Raw genomic sequence first — 18554 nt, forward strand, 5'->3', positions numbered from 1 at the left:
TCGGCTTTGCCTAATTGCTAGCCTAACTAGTAACGTAATCAGCGAGCAACAAGCAGGGCGAGATATCAGGGAGAAGGGTCAGTCATGGCGAAGCTTTATTACGGCAACAGCGCCGATCCGATCGAGATGCCGGACAGACTCCTGGCGCACGTGAAGGTCGTCCTGGCGACAAAGCTGCGTCGCAGCGAGAGCTTCACCCTGTCGTGGCAGCACCCCGACGACTCCGTCGGCGCACGGTCCACCGTCTGGATCCAGCCCTCCATCCCCCTGCGTTTCGTCTTCTCCTCCGCCGAGCCCGAGGCACTGGATCCCTCCTTCCTCACAGAGCTCGCGACTGCCGCCAACTCCTCGGGTGGTCTGACGATCGACACGAGCATCGAGGTGCCGGCCGCTCAGATCGCCGCCGACCGGCCTCGCGCCGTCGTGCGGGCGGCCTGATGACCACCGTCGCTCCTTCCCTGCGCAGCTTCGCCGCCCTGCGGTGGTCGGAGGTGGAGCCCGACTTCCACGTCGGCGCGCGGGACGGTGAGTTCGTCGGGTACGTCGACACGAACGCCGACGGCACCTTCGTGGCCTTCGACGGCCACTCCACGGCTGTGGGCCGGTTTCGAACGCTCGCCGACGCGAAGGCCTCGCTGCTGACGACCGACCACCCCGCCAATGTGCGTCGAGACAGACTCGCGCGCCACGTCATGCTGGGCGTCGCCACAGGCGCCGGATCGATCGCCGCCGGCCTCGCGCTCACCGCAGGAGTTCTCGCACCTATCCTCTGATCCCCCTCAGGTCACGCGACACGAGACCCGGTCTCCCTCACCAGGGCGACCGGGTCTCGTGTCGTCGGGGTCAGCTCTTCATCGCCCCGAACGTGATGTCGATGTCGGCCATCTCCATCGCGGCGGTCGCCTCGATGAGGTCGCGCAGTTCCTTGTCGGCGCCGGGAGAGAACTCCTCCGGGCGCTCCGGGGCGATCTCCAGAGGGGCTCCCTCGGGAGCCTGCTGCGACGCATCCAGGTCGGTGCCGTCATTCGACGGCGACATGCCTTGGAAGATCTTGCCGGCCTCGGACTGATCGCCCAGATCGAACGAGTACTGCTTGCTCTGCAACCCGAGGTCGACGAGGCGTTTGACCTCGGGGAACTGCTCGGCGTTCGTCTTCGGGATCGGCAGCGAGGTGCGCCAGTTGACCCCCAGCGTCTCGAGGGCCTTCGCGTAGGCGTTCTCGTGAGCCTGGTCTCGCACGATCAGATACGAGATCGTCGAGCGGGCGGTCTTGTTGTCGGTCATCTCGTACATCCGGCACTTCTGCAGACGCCCGGTCGACTCCAGCATGAGGTTGTAGAGCAGGTCGAGCACGAGGTTGCCGGAGTTGTAGACGTAGCTTCCGCTCCAGGGGTTCCCGGCGGAGTCGACGGGGAGGGCACCCTGCGCCCCCACGAGGTAGTGATGGATGTTGCCGTGGTCGAGTGCGATGTTCAACGGCGTCGCCCCGGCAGCCCCGGGCTTGTCCACCGGGTCGGACTTCTTACCGTTGTACTGCGGTGAGCCGTCGAGCAGCCGGGAGATCGTGGTGCCGATGAGCTCGACGTGCGAGATCTCCTCTGTGCCGATGCCCTGGATGAGGTCCTTGTAGGGCTTCCCCGACGGTCCGCGGAAGTTGATGCTCTGGAAGAGGTACTGCATCATGGTGCGCATCTCGCCGAACTGACCGCCCAGGCCCTCCTGCAGCGCGTTCGCTGCGGCGGGGTCGGGCTCATCCTGCTCGATGGGATTGATCAGGCGCTGGAGGTGGAAGTACACGATGTTTCCTTTCGCAGGGGGAGGAAGCCAACGATCCGCTTCTTTCCCGGATCGTTCAGCCGCCTAGCCGAGCCCCCCTGTGGTCGACTACTGTCAACGGGCCGATCGGGCGATGAAGGAGAGTGCGATGAAGACACGGATGCTGGCGCGACGCGAGGTCTCGGCCATCGGTCTGGGCGCGATGCCGCTCTCGATGAACAACGACGACGTGTACCCCACCCCCGATGAGGCCGTGGCCACCGTGCATGCCGCTCTCGACGCCGGCGTCACGCTGATCGACACCGCAGACATCTACGCGCCGGCCTGGAACGAGATGGGGCACAACGAGCGCGTCGTCGCCGAGGCCGTCCGCACGTGGGCGGGCGACGCATCCGGAGTCTTCCTCACCACGAAGGGCGGGATCACCCGCTCGGACGGCGAGCGGTGGGGGCGCAACGGTTCCCTCGACTACTTGCGCTCCGCCGTCGAGGCGTCGCTGCAGAACCTCGGCGTCGACACGATCGAGTTGTACCAGTACCACCGGCCCGACCGGTCGCTCGTCTACGCCCGCATCATCGAGAACCTCGCGACGCTGCGCGACGAAGGACTCATCGGCGCGATCGGCATCTCGAACGCCAGCGTCGAGGAGATCGAGATCGCACAGGACGTGCTCGGGGAGGGAGGGCTCGCGAGCGTGCAGAACGAGTTCTCGCCGCGGCATCCCGGGAGCATCGACGAGCTGCGCCACTGCTCCGATAACGGCATCGCCTTCCTGCCGTGGAGCCCGCTGGGCGGAACGGGCGGCGGCGCACGCCGCGTCGGCGACCGGTTCTCCGCCTTCGCCGAGGTCGCGCGTGCCCACGATGTCAGCCCGCAGCGAGTGGTGCTCGCCTGGGAGCTCTCTCTCGGCGAGACGGTCATCCCGATCCCCGGTGCGCGCCGCGCCGCATCGATCGTCGACTCCGCCGCGGCGGCCGACCTCGTGCTGAGCGACGAAGAGGTCGCGCGCTGCTCGTTCTCGGTGGGTATCGACGCCTGACCGCGGCGTCTGCCGTCAGATGAGGCTGTCGGTGGCGTCGTCGTCGGTCTGATCGGCGCGCTCGCGGATCTCGTCCTCGTCCAGGGGGATGGGCGAGGTCGCGGGCGCTTCCGGCGGTTCGGCGTCGGGCCCGGATGGGCGCTCGTCGTCGCCGGCGGGCGAGGTGCTCTCGGTCATCGTGCTTCCTTCTCTCGGGTCGTGCACCTCAGCCGCGTGAGCGGCCGGGTGTTCCCGACACGGCGCGGGCTGTCAACCCCCTGGGGGCTTCGTGTGCCCCGGCGGAGGGTGAAGACACACCCCCCAACGAATGGATGTGCCCTGACATGAAGGCTCTCACGTGGCAGGGGCGTCGCGACCTCGCCGTCGTCGACGTTCCGGATCCTCGGATCGAACACCCCACCGATGCGATCGTGAAGATCACCTCATCGGCCATCTGCGGATCGGACCTGCACCTCTACGAGCTGTTCGGCCCGTTCCTCGACAAGGGCGACATCCTCGGTCATGAGCCGATGGGCGTCGTCGTCGAGGTCGGGACCGCCGTGACGAAGCTCAAGGTCGGTGACCGCGTCGTCGTGCCGTTCAACATCTCGTGCGGCGAGTGCTTCATGTGCCGCCACGGTCTGCAGTCGCAGTGCGAGACGACGCAGGTCACCGAGTACGGCAGCGGGGCCTCGCTCTTCGGGTTCACCAAGCTGTACGGCCAGGTGCCCGGCGGGCAGGCGGAGCTGTTGCGCGTTCCTCTCGCCGACTACAACTCGGTCGTCGTCGGCGGCGACCTCCCCGACGAGCGATACCTGTTCTTGAGCGACATCCTGCCGACGGCCTGGCAGGGCGTGCAGTACGCCCAGGTGCCCGACGGCGGAACGCTCGCGGTCGTCGGCCTCGGCCCGGTCGGCCAGTTCGTCGCGCGCATCGGCGCGCACCTCGGCTATCGCGTCATCGCGTCCGACCCCGTCGCCGAGCGCCGCGCGCTGGCCGAGAAGTACGGCGCGCAGGTCGCCGAGCCCGACGACATCGCGGCCTTGGTGAGCGAGGCCACCGAGGGCCGTGGCGCCGATGGCGTCGTGGATGCCGTCGGAATGGAAGCGCACGGCAATGCGATGGTCTCGGCGTTCCAGAAGGCGACGGCGCTGCTTCCCGACGCCATCGCGCAGCCGCTCATGGACAACGCCGGTCTCGACCGGCTCGCCGCGCTGCACTCGGCGATCGATCTCGCTCGACGCGGCGGAACGGTCTCGATCAGCGGGGTGTACGCCGGTGATGCCGACGTCATGCCGATGAAGACGATGTTCGACAAGCAGCTCACCCTCAAGATGGGTCAGTGCAACGTCAAGCGGTGGGTCGATACCCTGCTCCCGCTCGTCGAAGACCCGGCCGACCCGCTCGGTACGGCCGATCTCGTGACGCACACGGTGGGGCTCGACGACGCGCCCCACATGTACGAGGTCTTCCAGAAGAAGGAGGACGGATGCATCAAGGTGGTGGTGAAGCCCTGACCGGGCGGTGGGCGCGCAGCAGCTCGACGCGGCCCATCGAGATCGCGCACCTGCCGCCCCTCGCGCCGCGCCAGCCGGACGCGGGCGCGGAGGGCGGGGGAGCAGAGCCCGCGACCGAGGGTGAGGAACGCGGCACGCTCCGAGACGGACCGCAGTGACGTCGCGTGTGCCGATGAGGTTTGGATGCTGCGGACGAATGCCGTAGTCTGTCCCTTTGGTGCCTCCGCCTGTCGGAGGTCACTGCGAACGTGAGCCCTCCACCGGCCTGTTCCCCGCGTTTTCGCGCGAGGCAACGACCACCGGAGCGGGATTCACGAACTCCTCCGTTCGATCCAGAAAGCAGTATCACTGTGACGCGCACATTTACCCCCAAGGCTGGCGAAATCCAGCGCGAGTGGCTTGTCATCGACGCGACCGACGTCGTGCTCGGTCGTCTTGCCTCGCACGCGGCGGTCCTCCTCCGCGGCAAGCACAAGGCCACCTTCGCCAACCACATGGACGCCGGCGACTTCGTCATCGTCATCAACGCCGAGAAGGTCGCCCTGACCGGCCAGAAGCTCGAGAAGAAGAAGGCGTACCGCCACTCCGGCTACCCGGGCGGCCTCAAGTCCGTCACCTACGGCGAGCTGATCGAGAAGAACCCCGAGCGCGCGGTCGAGAAGGCCATCCGCGGCATGCTCCCCAAGAACAGCCTGGGTGCGCAGCAGCTCCGCAAGCTCAAGGTCTACCGCGGCGCCGAGCACCCCCACGGTGCACAGCAGCCCAAGACCTACACCTTCGACCAGGTCGCCCAGTAGGCGCGAGAGACTTAGAGGATAACTATCGTGTCGGACATCGACCCCACCAACTACTCCACCGAGACGCCGCTCGACCAGGCGGCAGCCGAGGCCCCGCGCCCCGTGCTCTCCGTCCCCGGCGCGGCCGTCGGTCGCCGCAAGCAGGCCATCGCCCGCGTGCGCATCGTGCCCGGATCGGGAACGATCACGGTCAACGGCCGCTCGTTCGAGGATTACTTCCCGAACAAGCTCCACCAGCAGCTGATCAACGACCCGTTCACGGTGCTGAACCTCACCGACGCCTACGACGTCATCGTGCGCGTCTCCGGCGGTGGCCCCTCGGGCCAGGCCGGTGCCGTGCGTCTGGGCATCGCTCGCTCGCTGAACGAGATCGACCTCGAGAACAACCGCCCGGCTCTGAAGAAGGCCGGCTTCCTGTCGCGCGACGCTCGCGTCAAGGAGCGCAAGAAGGCTGGTCTCAAGAAGGCCCGTAAGGCGCCTCAGTACTCGAAGCGCTGAGTCCGGCTGCCCGTATGCCGCTGTTCGGCACGGACGGGGTGCGGGGGCTGGCCAACGGCCCCCTCACCGCCGATCTCGCACTTCACCTGGCCCAGGCGACTGCCGTCGTCCTGGGCCAGGGCCGTTCTGCCGAGGCGCGCCGCGCCGAAGGCCGCCGGCTCACCGCCGTGGTCGCACGCGATCCGCGGGTCTCGGGGGAGTTCCTCTCCGCCGCCGTGGCGGCCGGCCTCGCATCGTCAGGTGTCGACGTCCTCGACGCCGGTGTGCTTCCGACACCGGCTGCCGCCTACCTCATCGCCGACATCGATGCCGACTTCGGCGTCATGGTCTCGGCGTCGCACAACCCTGCGCCCGACAACGGCATCAAGATCTTCGCGCGCGGGGGAGTGAAGCTCCCCGATCTCGTCGAGCAGCGCATCGAGGCCGCGCTCGACGCCGAGAAGCTGCAGCCCACAGGTGCGGGTGTGGGCCGTATCCGCGTCTTCGCCGACGCGGAAGACCGCTACGTCGTGCACCTGCTCGGTTCGCTTCCGCACAGGCTCGACGGCATCCACGTCGTGCTCGACTGTGCGCACGGAGCGGCCTCGGGGGTCTCGCCCGAGACGTTCAAGGATGCCGGCGCGACGGTGACAGTGATCGGTGCCGACCCCGACGGCTTGAACATCAACGACGGCGTCGGCTCGACCTACCTCGACCACCTCGCTGAGACCGTCGTGCGCCTCGGCGCCGACGTCGGCATCGCGCACGACGGCGACGCCGACCGCTGCCTCGCCGTCGACGCGCAGGGCAAGCACATCGACGGCGATCAACTCATGGCGATCCTCGCGGTCTCGATGAAAGAACGCGGCGTCCTCGCATCCGACACGCTCGTCGCGACGGTCATGAGCAACCTCGGCCTCCACCGCGCGATGGAGGATCACGGCATCCGCGTCTTGCAGACCGCGGTGGGCGACCGCTACGTCCTCGAGGCGATGACCGAGGGGTCGTACTCGCTCGGAGGCGAGCAGTCGGGACACGTCATCATGAGCGAGCACGCGACGACCGGTGACGGTCTGCTGACCGGCCTGCACATCGTGGCCGAGATGGCGCGTCAGAACAAGACGATGGCGGAGCTCGCGTCGATCATGACCGTGTATCCGCAGGTGCTCGTGAATGTCCGCGGTGTCGATCGCACCCGCGTGGCTACGGATGAGGAGCTGCAGCGCTCGGTCGAAGAGGTGCGCGCCGAACTCGGCGACACCGGGCGCGTGCTGCTGCGCGCCTCGGGCACCGAACCGCTCGTGCGCGTGATGGTCGAGGCCGCCGACGAGAAGTCCGCTCGCGAGTACGCCGACCGTCTCGCGGCCGTCGTCAGCGACCGACTGGCTCTCTGAGTCCCGCACCAGATCCGCCGGCACCCGACGACCGTCGGGCTCCGGCGGTTCTGCGCGTTTCGGCGCCTGTCGCTAGTCGACCGGCTCGGTGAGCCCCTCGATCATGGCCAAGTAGGCGAGAGCGGCCAGCGTCCACTCGACGGGCTCGCCATCCATACCCGGCGCGATGAGGACCTCCGACGCCGACGGAGCGCCCATCCGGCGGTGCGTGACGATACCCTCGACGATCGCACCTCCCGCGGTGGCGAGGTGCTGCCAGTGCACCCCGGGTCGCGTCTGGCGACCGAGGCGCTCGCACGCGTCGGCGTAGAACTCGGTCATCGTCTCGCGGAAGGCGCGGTCCGACTCGCGCAGGGCCTCCGCGACGCGCTCTCTACGCCCCGGGGGGAGGCTCGGAAGCGTCGCGGCCAGGGCCTGGCAGGTCTGCCAGCGGGCAGAACCCGCGGTGTCCTCGACGTTCTGACGCAGTGTCAGCCGGACCGTCTCACGGAGCACCGCATACGATCCGTCGCGGTCACGCGACCCGTCGGGGCGCAGCATCCGATGCCCGTGCTCGGCGATGGTGCGCTCGACGACATCGAGCGTGGCTTCGAAGATCCCCTCCGATCCGTCGCTCTCGCTCAGCAGCTGCACCATCAGACTCGTGAGCAACTCTTCTTTGCCGCCGAATGCGGCGAAAGCAGAGCTGCGAGGCACCCCGACCTGCCGGATGAGTTCCTCCATGTTGAGGTGATGGAGGCTCACCGTGACGCCGCCCTCCGACAGCATCGCGCTCCCCGCGCGAAGCACGCGCGACCGGAGCTCGGCCCGGGGGAGACGTCGGGAGCGCCAGTTCTGGACTGTGAGTCCTGAGTCTTGTCTTGTCGCGCTCTCTCCCATATCGTCGAGACTACCGACGGGATGCGCACCGTGCTCCGCACACGAAATCGCATCGCACCGGGGGGGCGTCGGTGTTCGCACCGCGTGCCCGGGAAGCTCGCGGAAGACGCGACTCCCGGGCACGTGCGGGTGCGCCCGAGAGACCCGAGGATGACGTCGTGTTTCGCGTCTCGCCCGTCGTCGCCCCGACGTGCTTATAGTGGAGGGGCAACGTAAGCCGTTGTGGGCCACCGGGCCAAAAGATCTCGGTGGAATGTGAGAGACGTCGACGTCGTCGAGTCCGCATGGTCCTCGGCTTCGATCTTCTCGTCGTCTCCTTTCCTGTTCCTCCGGCGGAAGTGCGAGATTCGAATGACGGTAAAAGTAGCGGTGGTCGTGGGCAACCCGAAGCCGCAGTCCAGAACACTGAAAGTGGCGACCACCCTGGTGGACCGCCTGCTCGAGCCCGGGTCGTTCGACCTGACGGTGATCGACCTCGTCGATCACCAGGCCGAGATCTTCGCGTGGCCGAGCGACGAGCTCGCGCGGCTGAACACCCTGGTCGCCGAGAGCGACCTCGTCGTGTTCGCGTCTCCCACCTACAAGGCCACCTTCACGGGCCTGTTGAAGTCGTTCCTCGACCGCTACCCGGCCAACGGCCTTCGCGGCGTCGTGGCGATTCCCGTCCTGACGGGGGCCGACCAGACCCACTCGATGGGGCCGACGTACACGTTCGCTCCGCTCCTCGCCGAGCTCGGAGCCGTCGTTCCCGGCCGGGGCTTCTACTTCGTCTCGAGCCAGATGGACCGGCTCGACGAGCTGGTGGAGGCCGCCGCCGAGGAGTACCGATCCAATTTCGGCCGCGTCGCCGCTCTCGCGACGTCGGCATCTCGGAAGGAGGAGGTGGCACGATGACGATTTCGCCGCATCCGTCCGCCGCCATCGATCAGCGGACTCTCCGCGACACGCTCGGGCACTTCGCGTCGGGCGTCACGATCATCAGCGGGATCGACGACGCCGGACCCATCGGCTTCACCTGCCAGTCGTTCTACAGCGTCTCGATGGACCCGCCTCTGGTGTCCTTCAGCGTCATGAAGACGTCCACCACCTACCCGCGCATCCGCGAGACGGGCGCCTTCGCCGTCAACGTGCTCTCCGACCACCAGCACGGGATCTCGTCGCAGTTCGCGCGCAAGGGGACTGACAAGTGGGCCGGGGTCTCGTGGCGTCCGACCGCCGCGGGCAACCCGGTCATCGACGACTCGTCGATGTGGCTGGACTGCGAGATCTGGGCCGAGCACGAGGCCGGCGATCACCTCATCGTGATCGGCCGGGTGGTCGAGACGAGCCCCGCCGAATGGCATCGGCACGAGCCCCTGCTGTACTTCAAGGGCGCGTACCGGCATCTGCGCGGCCTCGCCAGCTGAGACCGGTTTCGCTCAGCCCTGGGCGAGCGATTCGATGTAGCGCAGCAGCACTCCCTCTCGAAGCGCCCAGGGCGACACCTCGAGCTCGTCGACGTCCATGGCCTTCATCGCCTGGTGCAGCACGACCGCGCCGGCGACGATCTGGAACGTGCGGTCGGGGGTGATCCCGGGAAGCTCTTGGCGCGCCTCGGCGGGGATGCGCGCGAGACGGGGGATCCAGTCCTTCAGCGCCGTGCGCGGCAGCACCATGCGTTCGATGCCCGACCAGCCCGGCACGGGGAATCCGGCGAGCTTCGCGAGCGAACGGATGGCCTTCGACGAGCCGACGACATGGTCGGGGCGGGGGAGTGCGGCGAACCTCTCGGCGACGGGGGCCAGGACGGATGCGGCGTGGTTGCGCAGCGCCTCGATCTCGCCGTCGCGAGGCGGGTCGTCGGGGAGGAACTGCACCGTCATCCGCCCGGCGCCCAGGGCGACGGACTCCGCGAGGTCGGGCAGCTCGTCGGCGCCGCCGGCGATCTCGAGCGAGCCTCCGCCGATGTCGAAGAGCAGGATCTGACCGGCCGACCACCCGAACCACCGACGCACGGCGAGGAAGGTGAAGCGCGCCTCGGTCTCGCCGCCGAGCACCTGCAGAGGCTGTCCCAGCGCGGCCTCGATGCGCGCGATCACCTCGGCGCCGTTGACGGCGTCGCGGACGGCGGAGGTCGCCGTGGCCAGCAGCTCGTCGACGCCCTCGGTCTCGGCGCGAAGACGTGCCCGGGTCACGGCTTCGACGAGGGCGCTCACGCCCTCTTCGGAGATCGCGCCGTCGGGAGTGAGGTATCGCATCAGGCGCAGGACCGTGCGGTCGCTCGTCCGAGCGGTCGGGCGCCCTCCGGCCCGGGCCGTCGCGACGAGCAGATGGACGGTGTTCGAACCGATGTCGAGAACCCCGAGACGCACCCTCCGACCTTACCGGCGCCGCGTCGGCTCGCCGCGCAGCGCGTCGGCCGGCCGGCCGGAGGTAGGGTCGGAGGGTGTCCGCCGCCGAGACCGCTGCACCCGCGCCGTCGCTGAGCCCGTATCGCGACATCGCCCGCGCCGAGTGGGCACGGATGGCCGCCGGCATGCCGCAGCCGCTCACCGAGACCGAGGTCGTGCAGCTGCGCGGAATCGGAGACCGGCTCGACCTGCGCGAGGTGCGCGAGGTGTACCTGCCCCTCAGCCGACTGCTCAGCCTCTACGCCACCGCCACCCGACGGCTCGGCGCGGCGACGAGCGACTTCCTCGGCGAGCCCGATGCCACCACCCCCTTCGTCATCGGCGTCGCCGGCTCGGTCGCCGTCGGCAAGTCCACGATCGCGCGCCTGCTGCGCGAGCTCATGAGCCGATGGTCGGACACGCCGCGGGTGGAGCTCGTCACCACCGACGGCTTCCTCTACTCCAACGATGAGCTCGAGCGCCGCGGCATCATGCACCGAAAGGGGTTCCCCGAGTCGTACGACCGCCGCTCCCTCGTCGACTTCGTCCGTCGCGTCAAGAGCGGCGATCCCGTGGTGCAGGCGCCGTTCTACTCGCACATGCGGTACGACATCATGCCCGACGCGCACGTGACGGTGAACCGACCCGATGTGGTCATCGTGGAGGGGCTGAACGTGCTGCAGCCGCCGCCCTCCCCGAACGAGGTGGCCGTGAGCGACCTGTTCGACTTCTCCATCTACGTCGACGCGCAGGCGGCCGACATCGAAGCCTGGTACGTCAGCCGGTTCCTCGCACTGCGTCAGGGAGCTTTCGCCGATCCCACGTCCTATTTCCGTGTCTTCGCCGAACTCAGCGATGACGAGGCCGTGCAGACGGCCCTGAAGTACTGGAACGAGATCAACCTCCCCAACCTGGAGGAGAACGTTCTGCCGACTCGTCATCGGGCGACCCTGGTGCTGCAGAAATCGGCCGACCACTCGGTCGAGCGCGTGCTTCTGCGCAAGGTCTGACGGCGCAGCATCCGCTCGACAGACAGCGGCGCGCGCGAGGCTGCAACGCCCGTCGAGAGCCCGCGCGCCCGCGGGATTTCGCCGCGACCCAGTAGTCACTACGGGGATGACGGATGCGGCGCGCCTCAGTAGTACCGGGACTCGGGATTACCTACGGGCCTGCCCCGGCTGCTGTTCAGGTCGCTCACAGCTTCACCTACGTTCGGGGCTAACGCCGCGCGCTCGCCCACACAGATGCGCGGAGACCGTCGATGACGACCGGAGCCGGGAGCAGCACACATGAGTCTCGATCGCACACGCGTCCCCAAAATCAGGCAGAAAGTCCGCGCCCGCACTCGGAGCCTCGCTCTGCGGGCGACCGCGATGGTCGGCGTCAGCGCGCTGGCCGTGTTCGGTGGAGCCACCGCGGCGCAGGCCGCGCCGGGCGATTCGTCGAACGCCAGCGGCACCTTCCTCGGCGGCTCGATCCTCGACCTCATCGATCTCGACGCTCTGGTCAACCTCGAAGGCGCGCAGGCGAGCAACGACGGCACGCCTCCCGAGGTGGTCGACGTCAACACGCTCGATCTCGGTGCCCTGGGCGTGGTGAACGTGACGGCGGAGGGCGGGATCCAGATCCCGATCAGCTTCGCCGACGCGGGTGTTCTCGGGCAGTACGCCAGCGCCGACTCGGACGGTTCGTCATACGGTTCGTCCGGCGCCGTCGGCTCCGACGGTGTCGTCGGCGCCGGCCCGGTGCCAGGCTCGCCTCCCGGGCCCCTGACGCTCGACCTGACCGCAGCGGCCGGTGCGCTGGGGCTGCCGCCCGCGCTCGTCAACGATGTCGCCGACGTCGACCTGTCCGTCGGCGTCGTGTCGGCCCAGGCCGAGCTCGTCGGCGCCACGGGCGTCACCCGCGACTACACGATCGCCGACACGACGCTCACGCTCCAGAGCAACACCGTCTCCGGCCTCGCGGGCACCGTCAACTCGGCCATTACGCCGGTGCAGACGACCGTCGACGGGCTGCAGGCCACGATCAACGATCTCGTGAACGGGGTTGCCGGGTTCGCTCTCTCTTCGGACCTCACGGTCAATACCGCGAGCCTCACCGGCGCCGTCTCGAGCCTGTTGACCGGCCCGATCACGAGCCCCGACTACCCCGGGGTGGTCGTCAACCTCTCGACCGGGGTCATCTCGATCGATCTCGAGCAGATCGTCGATCTCAACAACCTGGGTGTCGGGCAGGAGATCCTCAGCGGCGCAACCGTCCAGTACATCGAGGAAGCGGTCTTGGATGCGATCGACGGCACGCTCGCCGACGTCACCCAGACCCTCGTGGAGGCGATCCGCGGCTTGACCGTCACCGGCGGCGTCGACATCGATCTCGGCTTCCTCGGCACGCTGGACGCGCTCGCGGTGAACACGACGGTCGGCGCCCTCGCCGACGGCAGCACGGCCGGCATCACCCTGCTCGGTCTTCCCGTACCCGCCCCGGGGCTGATCGGCGCTGTGGTCGGCGTTCTCACCGCGCCACTGGACGCCGTCATCGACTCCGTCGCAGGAGTGGCCACCGCAGCGCTCCAACCCGTCAACGACGTGCTGCTCGAGGTGATCGATCTCGTCCTCCCCGGAGTCATCAGCCTGACGGCGAACAACCAGTCGGAGGCGGCGGGCGAGTACTCCATCACCGCGCTGATCCTGACGGTGCTGCCGGCGGCCGGCGGCGGCGTGCTCACGATCGACCTCGCGAATGCCACGGTCGGCCCGAACGCGATCGACGCCAACCCCGACGTCACGATCACCGCGCCCACCCCCGGTCAGGTCTTCACGGTTCCCGACGCGGACGACACGGCGGACGTGACCGTCACGGGTACGGGAGCGGACGGCGCGACCATCAGCGTCGCGATCCCCGGCCAGACGACGCAGCCCGCCGACGTCGTCGACGGCGTCTGGACGGCGACCTTCCCCGACCTGCCGGTCGGCACCTACACCGCTACGGCGACGCAGGACGTCGACGGTTCCGTCGCATCCGTCTCCTTCTCGGTGGCTGCGGCTCCCGACGTCGTCATCACCGCTCCGGTCGACGGAGACCAGTTTTCCGTCGCCGGCCCCCTCGACACGACCGACGTGGTCGTCTTGGGCACCGGCGCGGTCGACTCCATCGTCGAGGTCGAGCTCAGCAACGGCGACAGCGAGCCCGTCACCGTGGGTCCGGACGGCACCTGGACGGTGACCTTCGAAGGCCTCCCGGTCGGGGCTTACACCGCCACCGCCACCCAAGAGATCGACGGCTCGACCGACACGGTCGACTTCTCCGTCGTCGAAGCGGCCGACGTGCAGATCCAGCAGCCGGTCGACGGCGCGGAGTTCGTCGTCGACGGCCCCGGTGACGTGACCGACGTGACCGTGTCGGGCATCGGTGCCCCGGGAGCGTCGATCGAGGTGACGATCCCCGGTATCGGAACGGAGACGGCCGAGGTCGACCAGGACGGCGAGTGGGAGGTGGTCTTCGAAGACCTTCCTGTCGCCGAGTACACCGCGACCGCCGTGCAGGATGTCGACGACTCGACCGATTCGGTGACGTTCGAGGTCATCGCGGCCATCGACGTGACGATCCTCGCTCCGGTCGACGGCACGAGCATCTTCGTGGACGACGACGGCGACACCATCGACGTGACGGTCTCGGGTACGGGCCAGCCCGGCGAGACGGTCACCGTGACCATCCCCGATCAGGCGACGCCCGCAGCGGTGACCGTGCTGGCAGACGGAACGTGGTCGGTGACCTTCCCGAATCTCCCCGTGGGCGACTACACCGCCACGGCGACCCAGAGCGACGGATCGACCGACACGACCTCGTTCGCGATCGCGCCCGAAGACGACGTGGCCATCGCCACGCCGACCCCCGGCCAGGTGATCGTGGTGCCCGACGCGGGTGACACCACCGACGTGCTCGTCTCGGGAACCGGACAGCCGGGGGCGACCATCACCGTCGTCCTCGACGGTGGCGAGTCTCTCACCGACGAGGTCGATGGCGACGGCAACTGGAGTGTCCTCTTCGACGACGTGGGCGAGGGCGGACATACCGCGGTCGCGACCCAGGACGTCGATGGATCGACCGACAGCGTGGACTTCTCGATCGAGGAGGCCGACGACGTGGTGATCGAGGAGCCGGCGGACGGCGAGACGATCCTCGTCGACGGACCGGCCGACACGGCGGTCGTCGAGGTCTCGGGCATCGGGCAGCCGGGTGCGGTCATCACCCTCACCGGCGACATCCCGACGCAGACCGCGACCGTGAACGAGCAAGGGGTATGGACGGCGACACTGCCGGCTCTCGGGCTCGGCGAATACACGGTCACCGCGACACAGGACATCGACGGGTCGACCGACACGGTGACCTTCGAGATCGACGACCGCGCCGACGTGACGATCATCGATCCGGATGACGGCGACGTGATCCTGGTGCCGGACGCGGGCGATACCACCACCATCACCGTGACAGGAACGGGCAACCCCGGCTCCACCGTCACCGTGACGATCCCGGGTCTCGACCCGGTGGACACCGAGGTGGGAGAAGACGGCACGTGGACGGTCGATGTGCCGAACGTCCCCGAGGGCGAGCAGGTCATCACCGCGACCCAGGACGATGGGTCGTCGACGACGGTGACCGTCTCGGTCGAGGCCGCGGACGACGTCACCATCACGTCGCCCGATCCCGGTGAGGAGTTCACCGTCGACGGTGTCGACGACACGACGGACGTCGTGGTCACCGGAACCGGGCAGCCGGGAGCGACGGTCACCGTCGCGCTCGAGGGCACCGATCTCGAAGAGGTCGCGGTCGTGCTCGAGAACGGCACCTGGACCGTCACGTTCGACGATGTCGAGGTCGGTGACTACACCGTCGTTGCCACGCAGGACGTGGACGACTCGAAGGCCGAGGTCGACTTCTCGGTCGTCGCCGAGGGAGCGGTCGACGCGATCGACGCCGACGCTGACGGTATGGATGCCGACGGTGTGGACGCCGACGGTGTGGACGCCGACGGTATGGACGCCGACGGTGTGGACGCCGATGGCATGGATGCCGACGGTGTGGATGCTGACGGCATGGACGCCGATGGCATGGATGCCGACGGTGTGGATGCTGACGGCATGGACGCTGACGGCATGGACGCTGACGGCGTGGATGCTGACGCGGACGCTGACGCGGATGCTGACGGCGTGGACGCTGACGGCATGGACGCTGACGGCGTGGATGCTGATGCGGATGCCGATGGCATGGATGCCGACGGTGTGGACGCTGACGGCATGGATGCTGACGGCATGGACGCTGACGGCGTGGATGCTGACGCGGACGCTGACGCGGATGCTGACGGTGTGGACGCAGACGCAGATGCGGACGCGGATGCTGATGGCGTGGACGCGGACGCGGACGCCGACGCGGATGCGGATGCTGATGGCGTGGACGCAGATGCAGATGCGGATGCTGATGGCGTGGACGCAGATGCGGACGCGGATGCGGATGCTGACGGCATGGACGCAGACGCAGACGGAGACGCAGACGCAGACGCAGACGCCGACGCGGATGCGGATGGCGCTGACGCAGACGCGGATACCGATGCCGACGGTGCAGACGCCGACGCCGACGCCGACGCCGACGCCGACGCCGACGGTACCGACGCGGACGCGACGGACGGTGGCCAGACCACGGTTCCTGAAGCGGCCGTGACGCAGACGCGGATCGTGCGCGGTACCGGGGTCACTCAGGTGGTCATCGGAACCGGGTTCCAGCCCGGCGAGACCGTTTCGGCCACCGTCCTCTCGACACCGTTCGAGTTGACCCCCGTGGTCGCCGACGCCGCCGGCAACGTGCGGTTCACCTTCCCGGTCGGGTCCACCTTCGAACTCGGTGCACACCGCGTCGAGGTGCGGGGCTCGGTATCGGGAGAGCTGCCCACCGATCGTGAGCGCACCGCGTTCACGGTGGTGGCGGCCCCGGCCGTTCCCGGGTCGCTCCCGGCGACGGGTGGAGAGATGAACGGTCTCGCGCTGGGAGGTCTCGGAATGGCGATGCTGATCGCCGGTGCTGCGGCACTGACGCTCCGCCGACGGAACACCGCTGAAGAGAGGTAGGGGGGTGGGTAGGCCTCGGGCGGGCTTGCCCACCGTCGCAACCAACGCCGCCGGCGACGGAACCACTCCGTCGCCGGCGGCGGCCCCTCCCCGCGGAGGGCCGGTCGTGGCGGTCGCGACGGCACTGACGCTGGCGATCGTCGCCGGATACGTGTTCGTCAGCGCCTCGTTCACCCTGCCGCCGACAGCGGCCCAGGCTGCCGTGCGCCAGACCTTCGCGCCGTACTTCTCGCAGCAATGGAACGTGTTCGCCCCGAACATCATGCGGTCGAATCGCGAGCTCCAGGTGCAGGTGCAGTGGCGGGAGGACGGGGAGCTCGTTCACAGCGAGTGGATCGACGTGACCGAGACCGAGTTCGCGGCGGCCCGCGGCATCCCTCTTCCTTCTCGTATCTCGAAGAGCTCGTTCAACGCGGCGCAGGCCTACATGTCGCGCTACAACGCACTGTCGAGCCCGCAGAAGACGAGGGTGCGCGATACCTTCATCGAAGCGGTCGGGGGCGGAGAGTTCGCACCGATCCAGGACTCCCGGCTGCTCGACGAGATCGACGCAGCCGGATCCGCCGGCGGCGACGAGGAGTTCGAGCCGGTCACCGATGCCGACGTCGTCGACGAGAGCGCCGCGGCCGAGGCGAGCGGAAACCGTTCGGCCGTGGTGCGGTTTCTCCGTTACGACTACATGCTGGTGCGCTTCGCGTCCGCGTTCGGCTCCGCGTACTTCGACCAGGACGTGGAACGCGTCCGTTGGAGGGTCGAGACACAGCGCACCAACGACTTCCTGCACCGGTTCGACGACGAACCGCAGTCGGACGCCTCGGTCGTCACCTTCGGATGGCGTCAGCCCGGGCGTGACGTCGACCCCGAGGTGCTCGCCATCTTCGACGACGTCGTGGAGAGGTACACCGGACGATGACCGTCACACGCACGCCGCAACAGTCTCCTCCGACACGTCTGAGTCGCATCGCGAGACCTGCGCTGCTGTGGACCGGTCTCTCGCGATGGCTCACCGAACGCAAGCACTCCACGATCAGCTTCTCGCTGATGCGGATTCTGCTCTCGGCGGCCATGCTGGCGGTGCTCGTGCCCAGCATCCCCGACCGGCACTACCTGTGGGGCCCGGGGTCGTGGTGGGTCGAGCCCGAGGCAAGTCGCCGCGGGTGGTGGGAGCCGCTGCGTCTGCTCTTCTCCAAGGACAGCATCCTTCTGTTCGACATTGTCTACGGGGCGCTGCTGGTGCTGGTGCTGGTGTTCCTCGTCGGCTGGAAGACGCGCTGGGTCACCCCGGTGCTGCTTCTGCTCTGGGTCGGGTTGTCCACGAACAGCACGCTGCTCACGAACGGCGGCGACACGCTCATGCGGATCGTGCTGCTGTTCGCGGTCTTCGCCGACCTCAGCTCGCACTTCTCGGTGGACGCGTGGCTGCGGCGTCGTCGAGGAGGTGCGGCGGCGCCCCGCCCGCGGTGGCTCCGAGCCGTGCCGGTGTGGGCGTCGAACTGGGCGCACAACACCGTGCTGATCCTCTGCGTCTACCAGATCCTTCTGGTGTATCTCGTCTCGTCCGTGCTGAAACTGGCCGGTGAGGAGTGGCTGCAGGGGACGGCGATCTACTACGCGCTCAGCATCGACCAGTTCCGTGTGCTGCCGGGGCTCAGCGACCTGGCGTGGCAGTTCACCCCCGGCGTGATGCTGGCCACCTGGACGGCGCTGTGGGTGCAGCTCCTCTTCCCCGTGTTGATTCTCTGGCGCCCGACGCGCTACGTCGCCCTCGTGCTCATCACCGGCATGCACCTCGGCATCGCCGTCCTCTTGGGCCTCTGGCCCTTCTCGCTGACGATGATCGCGCTGGATCTCCTGCTCGTGCGCGATCGTTCATGGACGCGCGCGTGGGGTGGGGCGCGGCGAGTCGGTCGAGCCATGAGGCGCGTGGTCGACGACGCATGGGCGGACGACGGCGGATCCGGGCGGGGGAGCGGGCGCTCCGCGCGGGGGCGCACCCGCGTGGCTCGAGGGCCACGGCGTCCCACGCACGAGCCCCAGCCGATACCCGACGGTCGCGCCCTCTGACCTGTCGCGGGCCGGTTCGGGGCGCGTTCCTCGCCTCGGGGCGAGGAATTCCGCGCCCCAACCGGAAGAACGCGCCCCGATCCCGCACCGCGCTCGCCGCGCGGGCGCGCGTTCGAAGCCGACGGACAGGTCGCCGCGCCT

17 protein-coding genes are annotated in these 18554 nt (G+C 68.6%); 13 read left to right on the forward strand and 4 right to left on the reverse strand.

From position 1 onward, the window contains the following. Positions 1-84 precede the first annotated feature (84 nt). Both DEA06_RS14040 and DEA06_RS14045 read left to right on the forward strand, forming a co-directional pair. Positions 85-438, forward strand: a complete 354-nt coding sequence (locus DEA06_RS14040) for a hypothetical protein (protein ID WP_116648629.1) — start codon at positions 85-87, stop codon at positions 436-438. Further along, the gene (locus DEA06_RS14045) at positions 438-773 is read left to right on the forward strand and encodes a hypothetical protein (RefSeq protein WP_116648630.1); all 336 of its coding nucleotides are present in this window, start codon (positions 438-440) and stop codon (positions 771-773) included. Before DEA06_RS14040 ends, DEA06_RS14045 begins: the two co-directional genes overlap by 1 nt. A gap of 70 nt (positions 774-843) precedes the next feature. Here the strand turns inward: DEA06_RS14045 and DEA06_RS14050 are convergent, their stop codons facing one another. Beyond that, positions 844-1797, reverse strand: a complete 954-nt coding sequence (locus DEA06_RS14050; protein WP_116648631.1) for a manganese catalase family protein — start codon at positions 1795-1797, stop codon at positions 844-846. Positions 1798-1924: 127 nt separating this feature from the next. Between DEA06_RS14050 and DEA06_RS14055 the strand changes: the two genes are divergently transcribed. Beyond that, complete coding sequence (locus DEA06_RS14055; protein WP_165818024.1) at positions 1925-2815, forward strand: aldo/keto reductase; 891 nt, start codon at positions 1925-1927, stop codon at positions 2813-2815. 15 nt (positions 2816-2830) lie between these two features. Here the strand turns inward: DEA06_RS14055 and DEA06_RS16620 are convergent, their stop codons facing one another. Further along, positions 2831-2992: a hypothetical protein gene (locus tag DEA06_RS16620; protein WP_165818025.1), complete on the reverse strand. Its 162-nt coding sequence runs from the start codon at positions 2990-2992 to the stop codon at positions 2831-2833. 146 nt (positions 2993-3138) lie between these two features. On the opposite strand from DEA06_RS16620, the gene DEA06_RS14060 reads away from it, so the two are divergent. The 4 genes from DEA06_RS14060 (at position 3139) to glmM (ending at position 6979) form a co-directional block, all read left to right on the forward strand. Further along, a complete protein-coding gene (locus tag DEA06_RS14060) occupies positions 3139-4311 on the forward strand; it encodes an alcohol dehydrogenase catalytic domain-containing protein (protein WP_116648632.1) in 1173 nt (390 codons plus the stop codon). Between the two features lie 350 nt (positions 4312-4661). Then, complete coding sequence (gene rplM / locus DEA06_RS14065; protein ID WP_116648633.1) at positions 4662-5108, forward strand: 50S ribosomal protein L13; 447 nt, start codon at positions 4662-4664, stop codon at positions 5106-5108. Positions 5109-5135: 27 nt separating this feature from the next. Then, the gene (rpsI, locus tag DEA06_RS14070; protein WP_183042348.1) at positions 5136-5606 is read left to right on the forward strand and encodes a 30S ribosomal protein S9; all 471 of its coding nucleotides are present in this window, start codon (positions 5136-5138) and stop codon (positions 5604-5606) included. 14 nt (positions 5607-5620) lie between these two features. Then, positions 5621-6979 (forward strand): phosphoglucosamine mutase, encoded by a 1359-nt coding sequence (gene glmM / locus DEA06_RS14075; protein WP_116648635.1) that lies wholly within the window; start codon positions 5621-5623, stop codon positions 6977-6979. A 72-nt stretch (positions 6980-7051) separates the two neighbouring features. On the opposite strand, the gene DEA06_RS14080 is transcribed toward glmM, so the two are convergent. Further along, on the reverse strand, positions 7052-7747 hold the full coding sequence (locus tag DEA06_RS14080; protein ID WP_116648636.1) for a hypothetical protein: 696 nt from the start codon (positions 7745-7747) through the stop codon (positions 7052-7054). Positions 7748-8209: 462 nt separating this feature from the next. On the opposite strand from DEA06_RS14080, the gene DEA06_RS14085 reads away from it, so the two are divergent. Together DEA06_RS14085 and DEA06_RS14090 are read left to right on the forward strand one after the other, a co-directional pair. Beyond that, positions 8210-8752 carry an NAD(P)H-dependent oxidoreductase gene (locus DEA06_RS14085; protein ID WP_116648682.1) on the forward strand — a complete coding sequence of 181 codons (543 nt, stop codon included), beginning with the start codon at positions 8210-8212 and terminating at the stop codon, positions 8750-8752. Next, positions 8749-9264 (forward strand): flavin reductase family protein, encoded by a 516-nt coding sequence (locus DEA06_RS14090; protein WP_116648637.1) that lies wholly within the window; start codon positions 8749-8751, stop codon positions 9262-9264. Before DEA06_RS14085 ends, DEA06_RS14090 begins: the two co-directional genes overlap by 4 nt. Before the next feature lie 12 nt (positions 9265-9276). On the opposite strand, the gene DEA06_RS14095 is transcribed toward DEA06_RS14090, so the two are convergent. Continuing rightward, the gene (locus DEA06_RS14095) at positions 9277-10209 is read right to left on the reverse strand and encodes a Ppx/GppA phosphatase family protein (RefSeq protein ID WP_116648638.1); all 933 of its coding nucleotides are present in this window, start codon (positions 10207-10209) and stop codon (positions 9277-9279) included. Positions 10210-10283: 74 nt separating this feature from the next. Here DEA06_RS14095 and coaA point away from each other — a divergent pair, with 74 nt between their 5' ends. The 4 genes from coaA to DEA06_RS14115 all read left to right on the forward strand — a co-directional run bounded on the left by coaA (position 10284) and on the right by DEA06_RS14115 (position 18413). Further along, complete coding sequence (coaA, locus tag DEA06_RS14100; protein ID WP_116648639.1) at positions 10284-11237, forward strand: type I pantothenate kinase; 954 nt, start codon at positions 10284-10286, stop codon at positions 11235-11237. 363 nt (positions 11238-11600) lie between these two features. After that, complete coding sequence (locus tag DEA06_RS14105) at positions 11601-16349, forward strand: choice-of-anchor G family protein (RefSeq protein ID WP_165818026.1); 4749 nt, start codon at positions 11601-11603, stop codon at positions 16347-16349. Positions 16350-16374: 25 nt separating this feature from the next. Then, positions 16375-17262, forward strand: a complete 888-nt coding sequence (locus tag DEA06_RS14110; RefSeq protein WP_133241784.1) for a DUF5819 family protein — start codon at positions 16375-16377, stop codon at positions 17260-17262. Then, positions 17259-18413 carry an HTTM domain-containing protein gene (locus DEA06_RS14115; RefSeq protein ID WP_116648642.1) on the forward strand — a complete coding sequence of 385 codons (1155 nt, stop codon included), beginning with the start codon at positions 17259-17261 and terminating at the stop codon, positions 18411-18413. Before DEA06_RS14110 ends, DEA06_RS14115 begins: the two co-directional genes overlap by 4 nt. Positions 18414-18554 lie beyond the last annotated feature (141 nt).

The organism is Microbacterium sp. Gd 4-13 (assembly GCF_003095395.1).
In the GTDB taxonomy this organism is placed as follows: Bacteria; Actinomycetota; Actinomycetes; order Actinomycetales; family Microbacteriaceae; genus Microbacterium.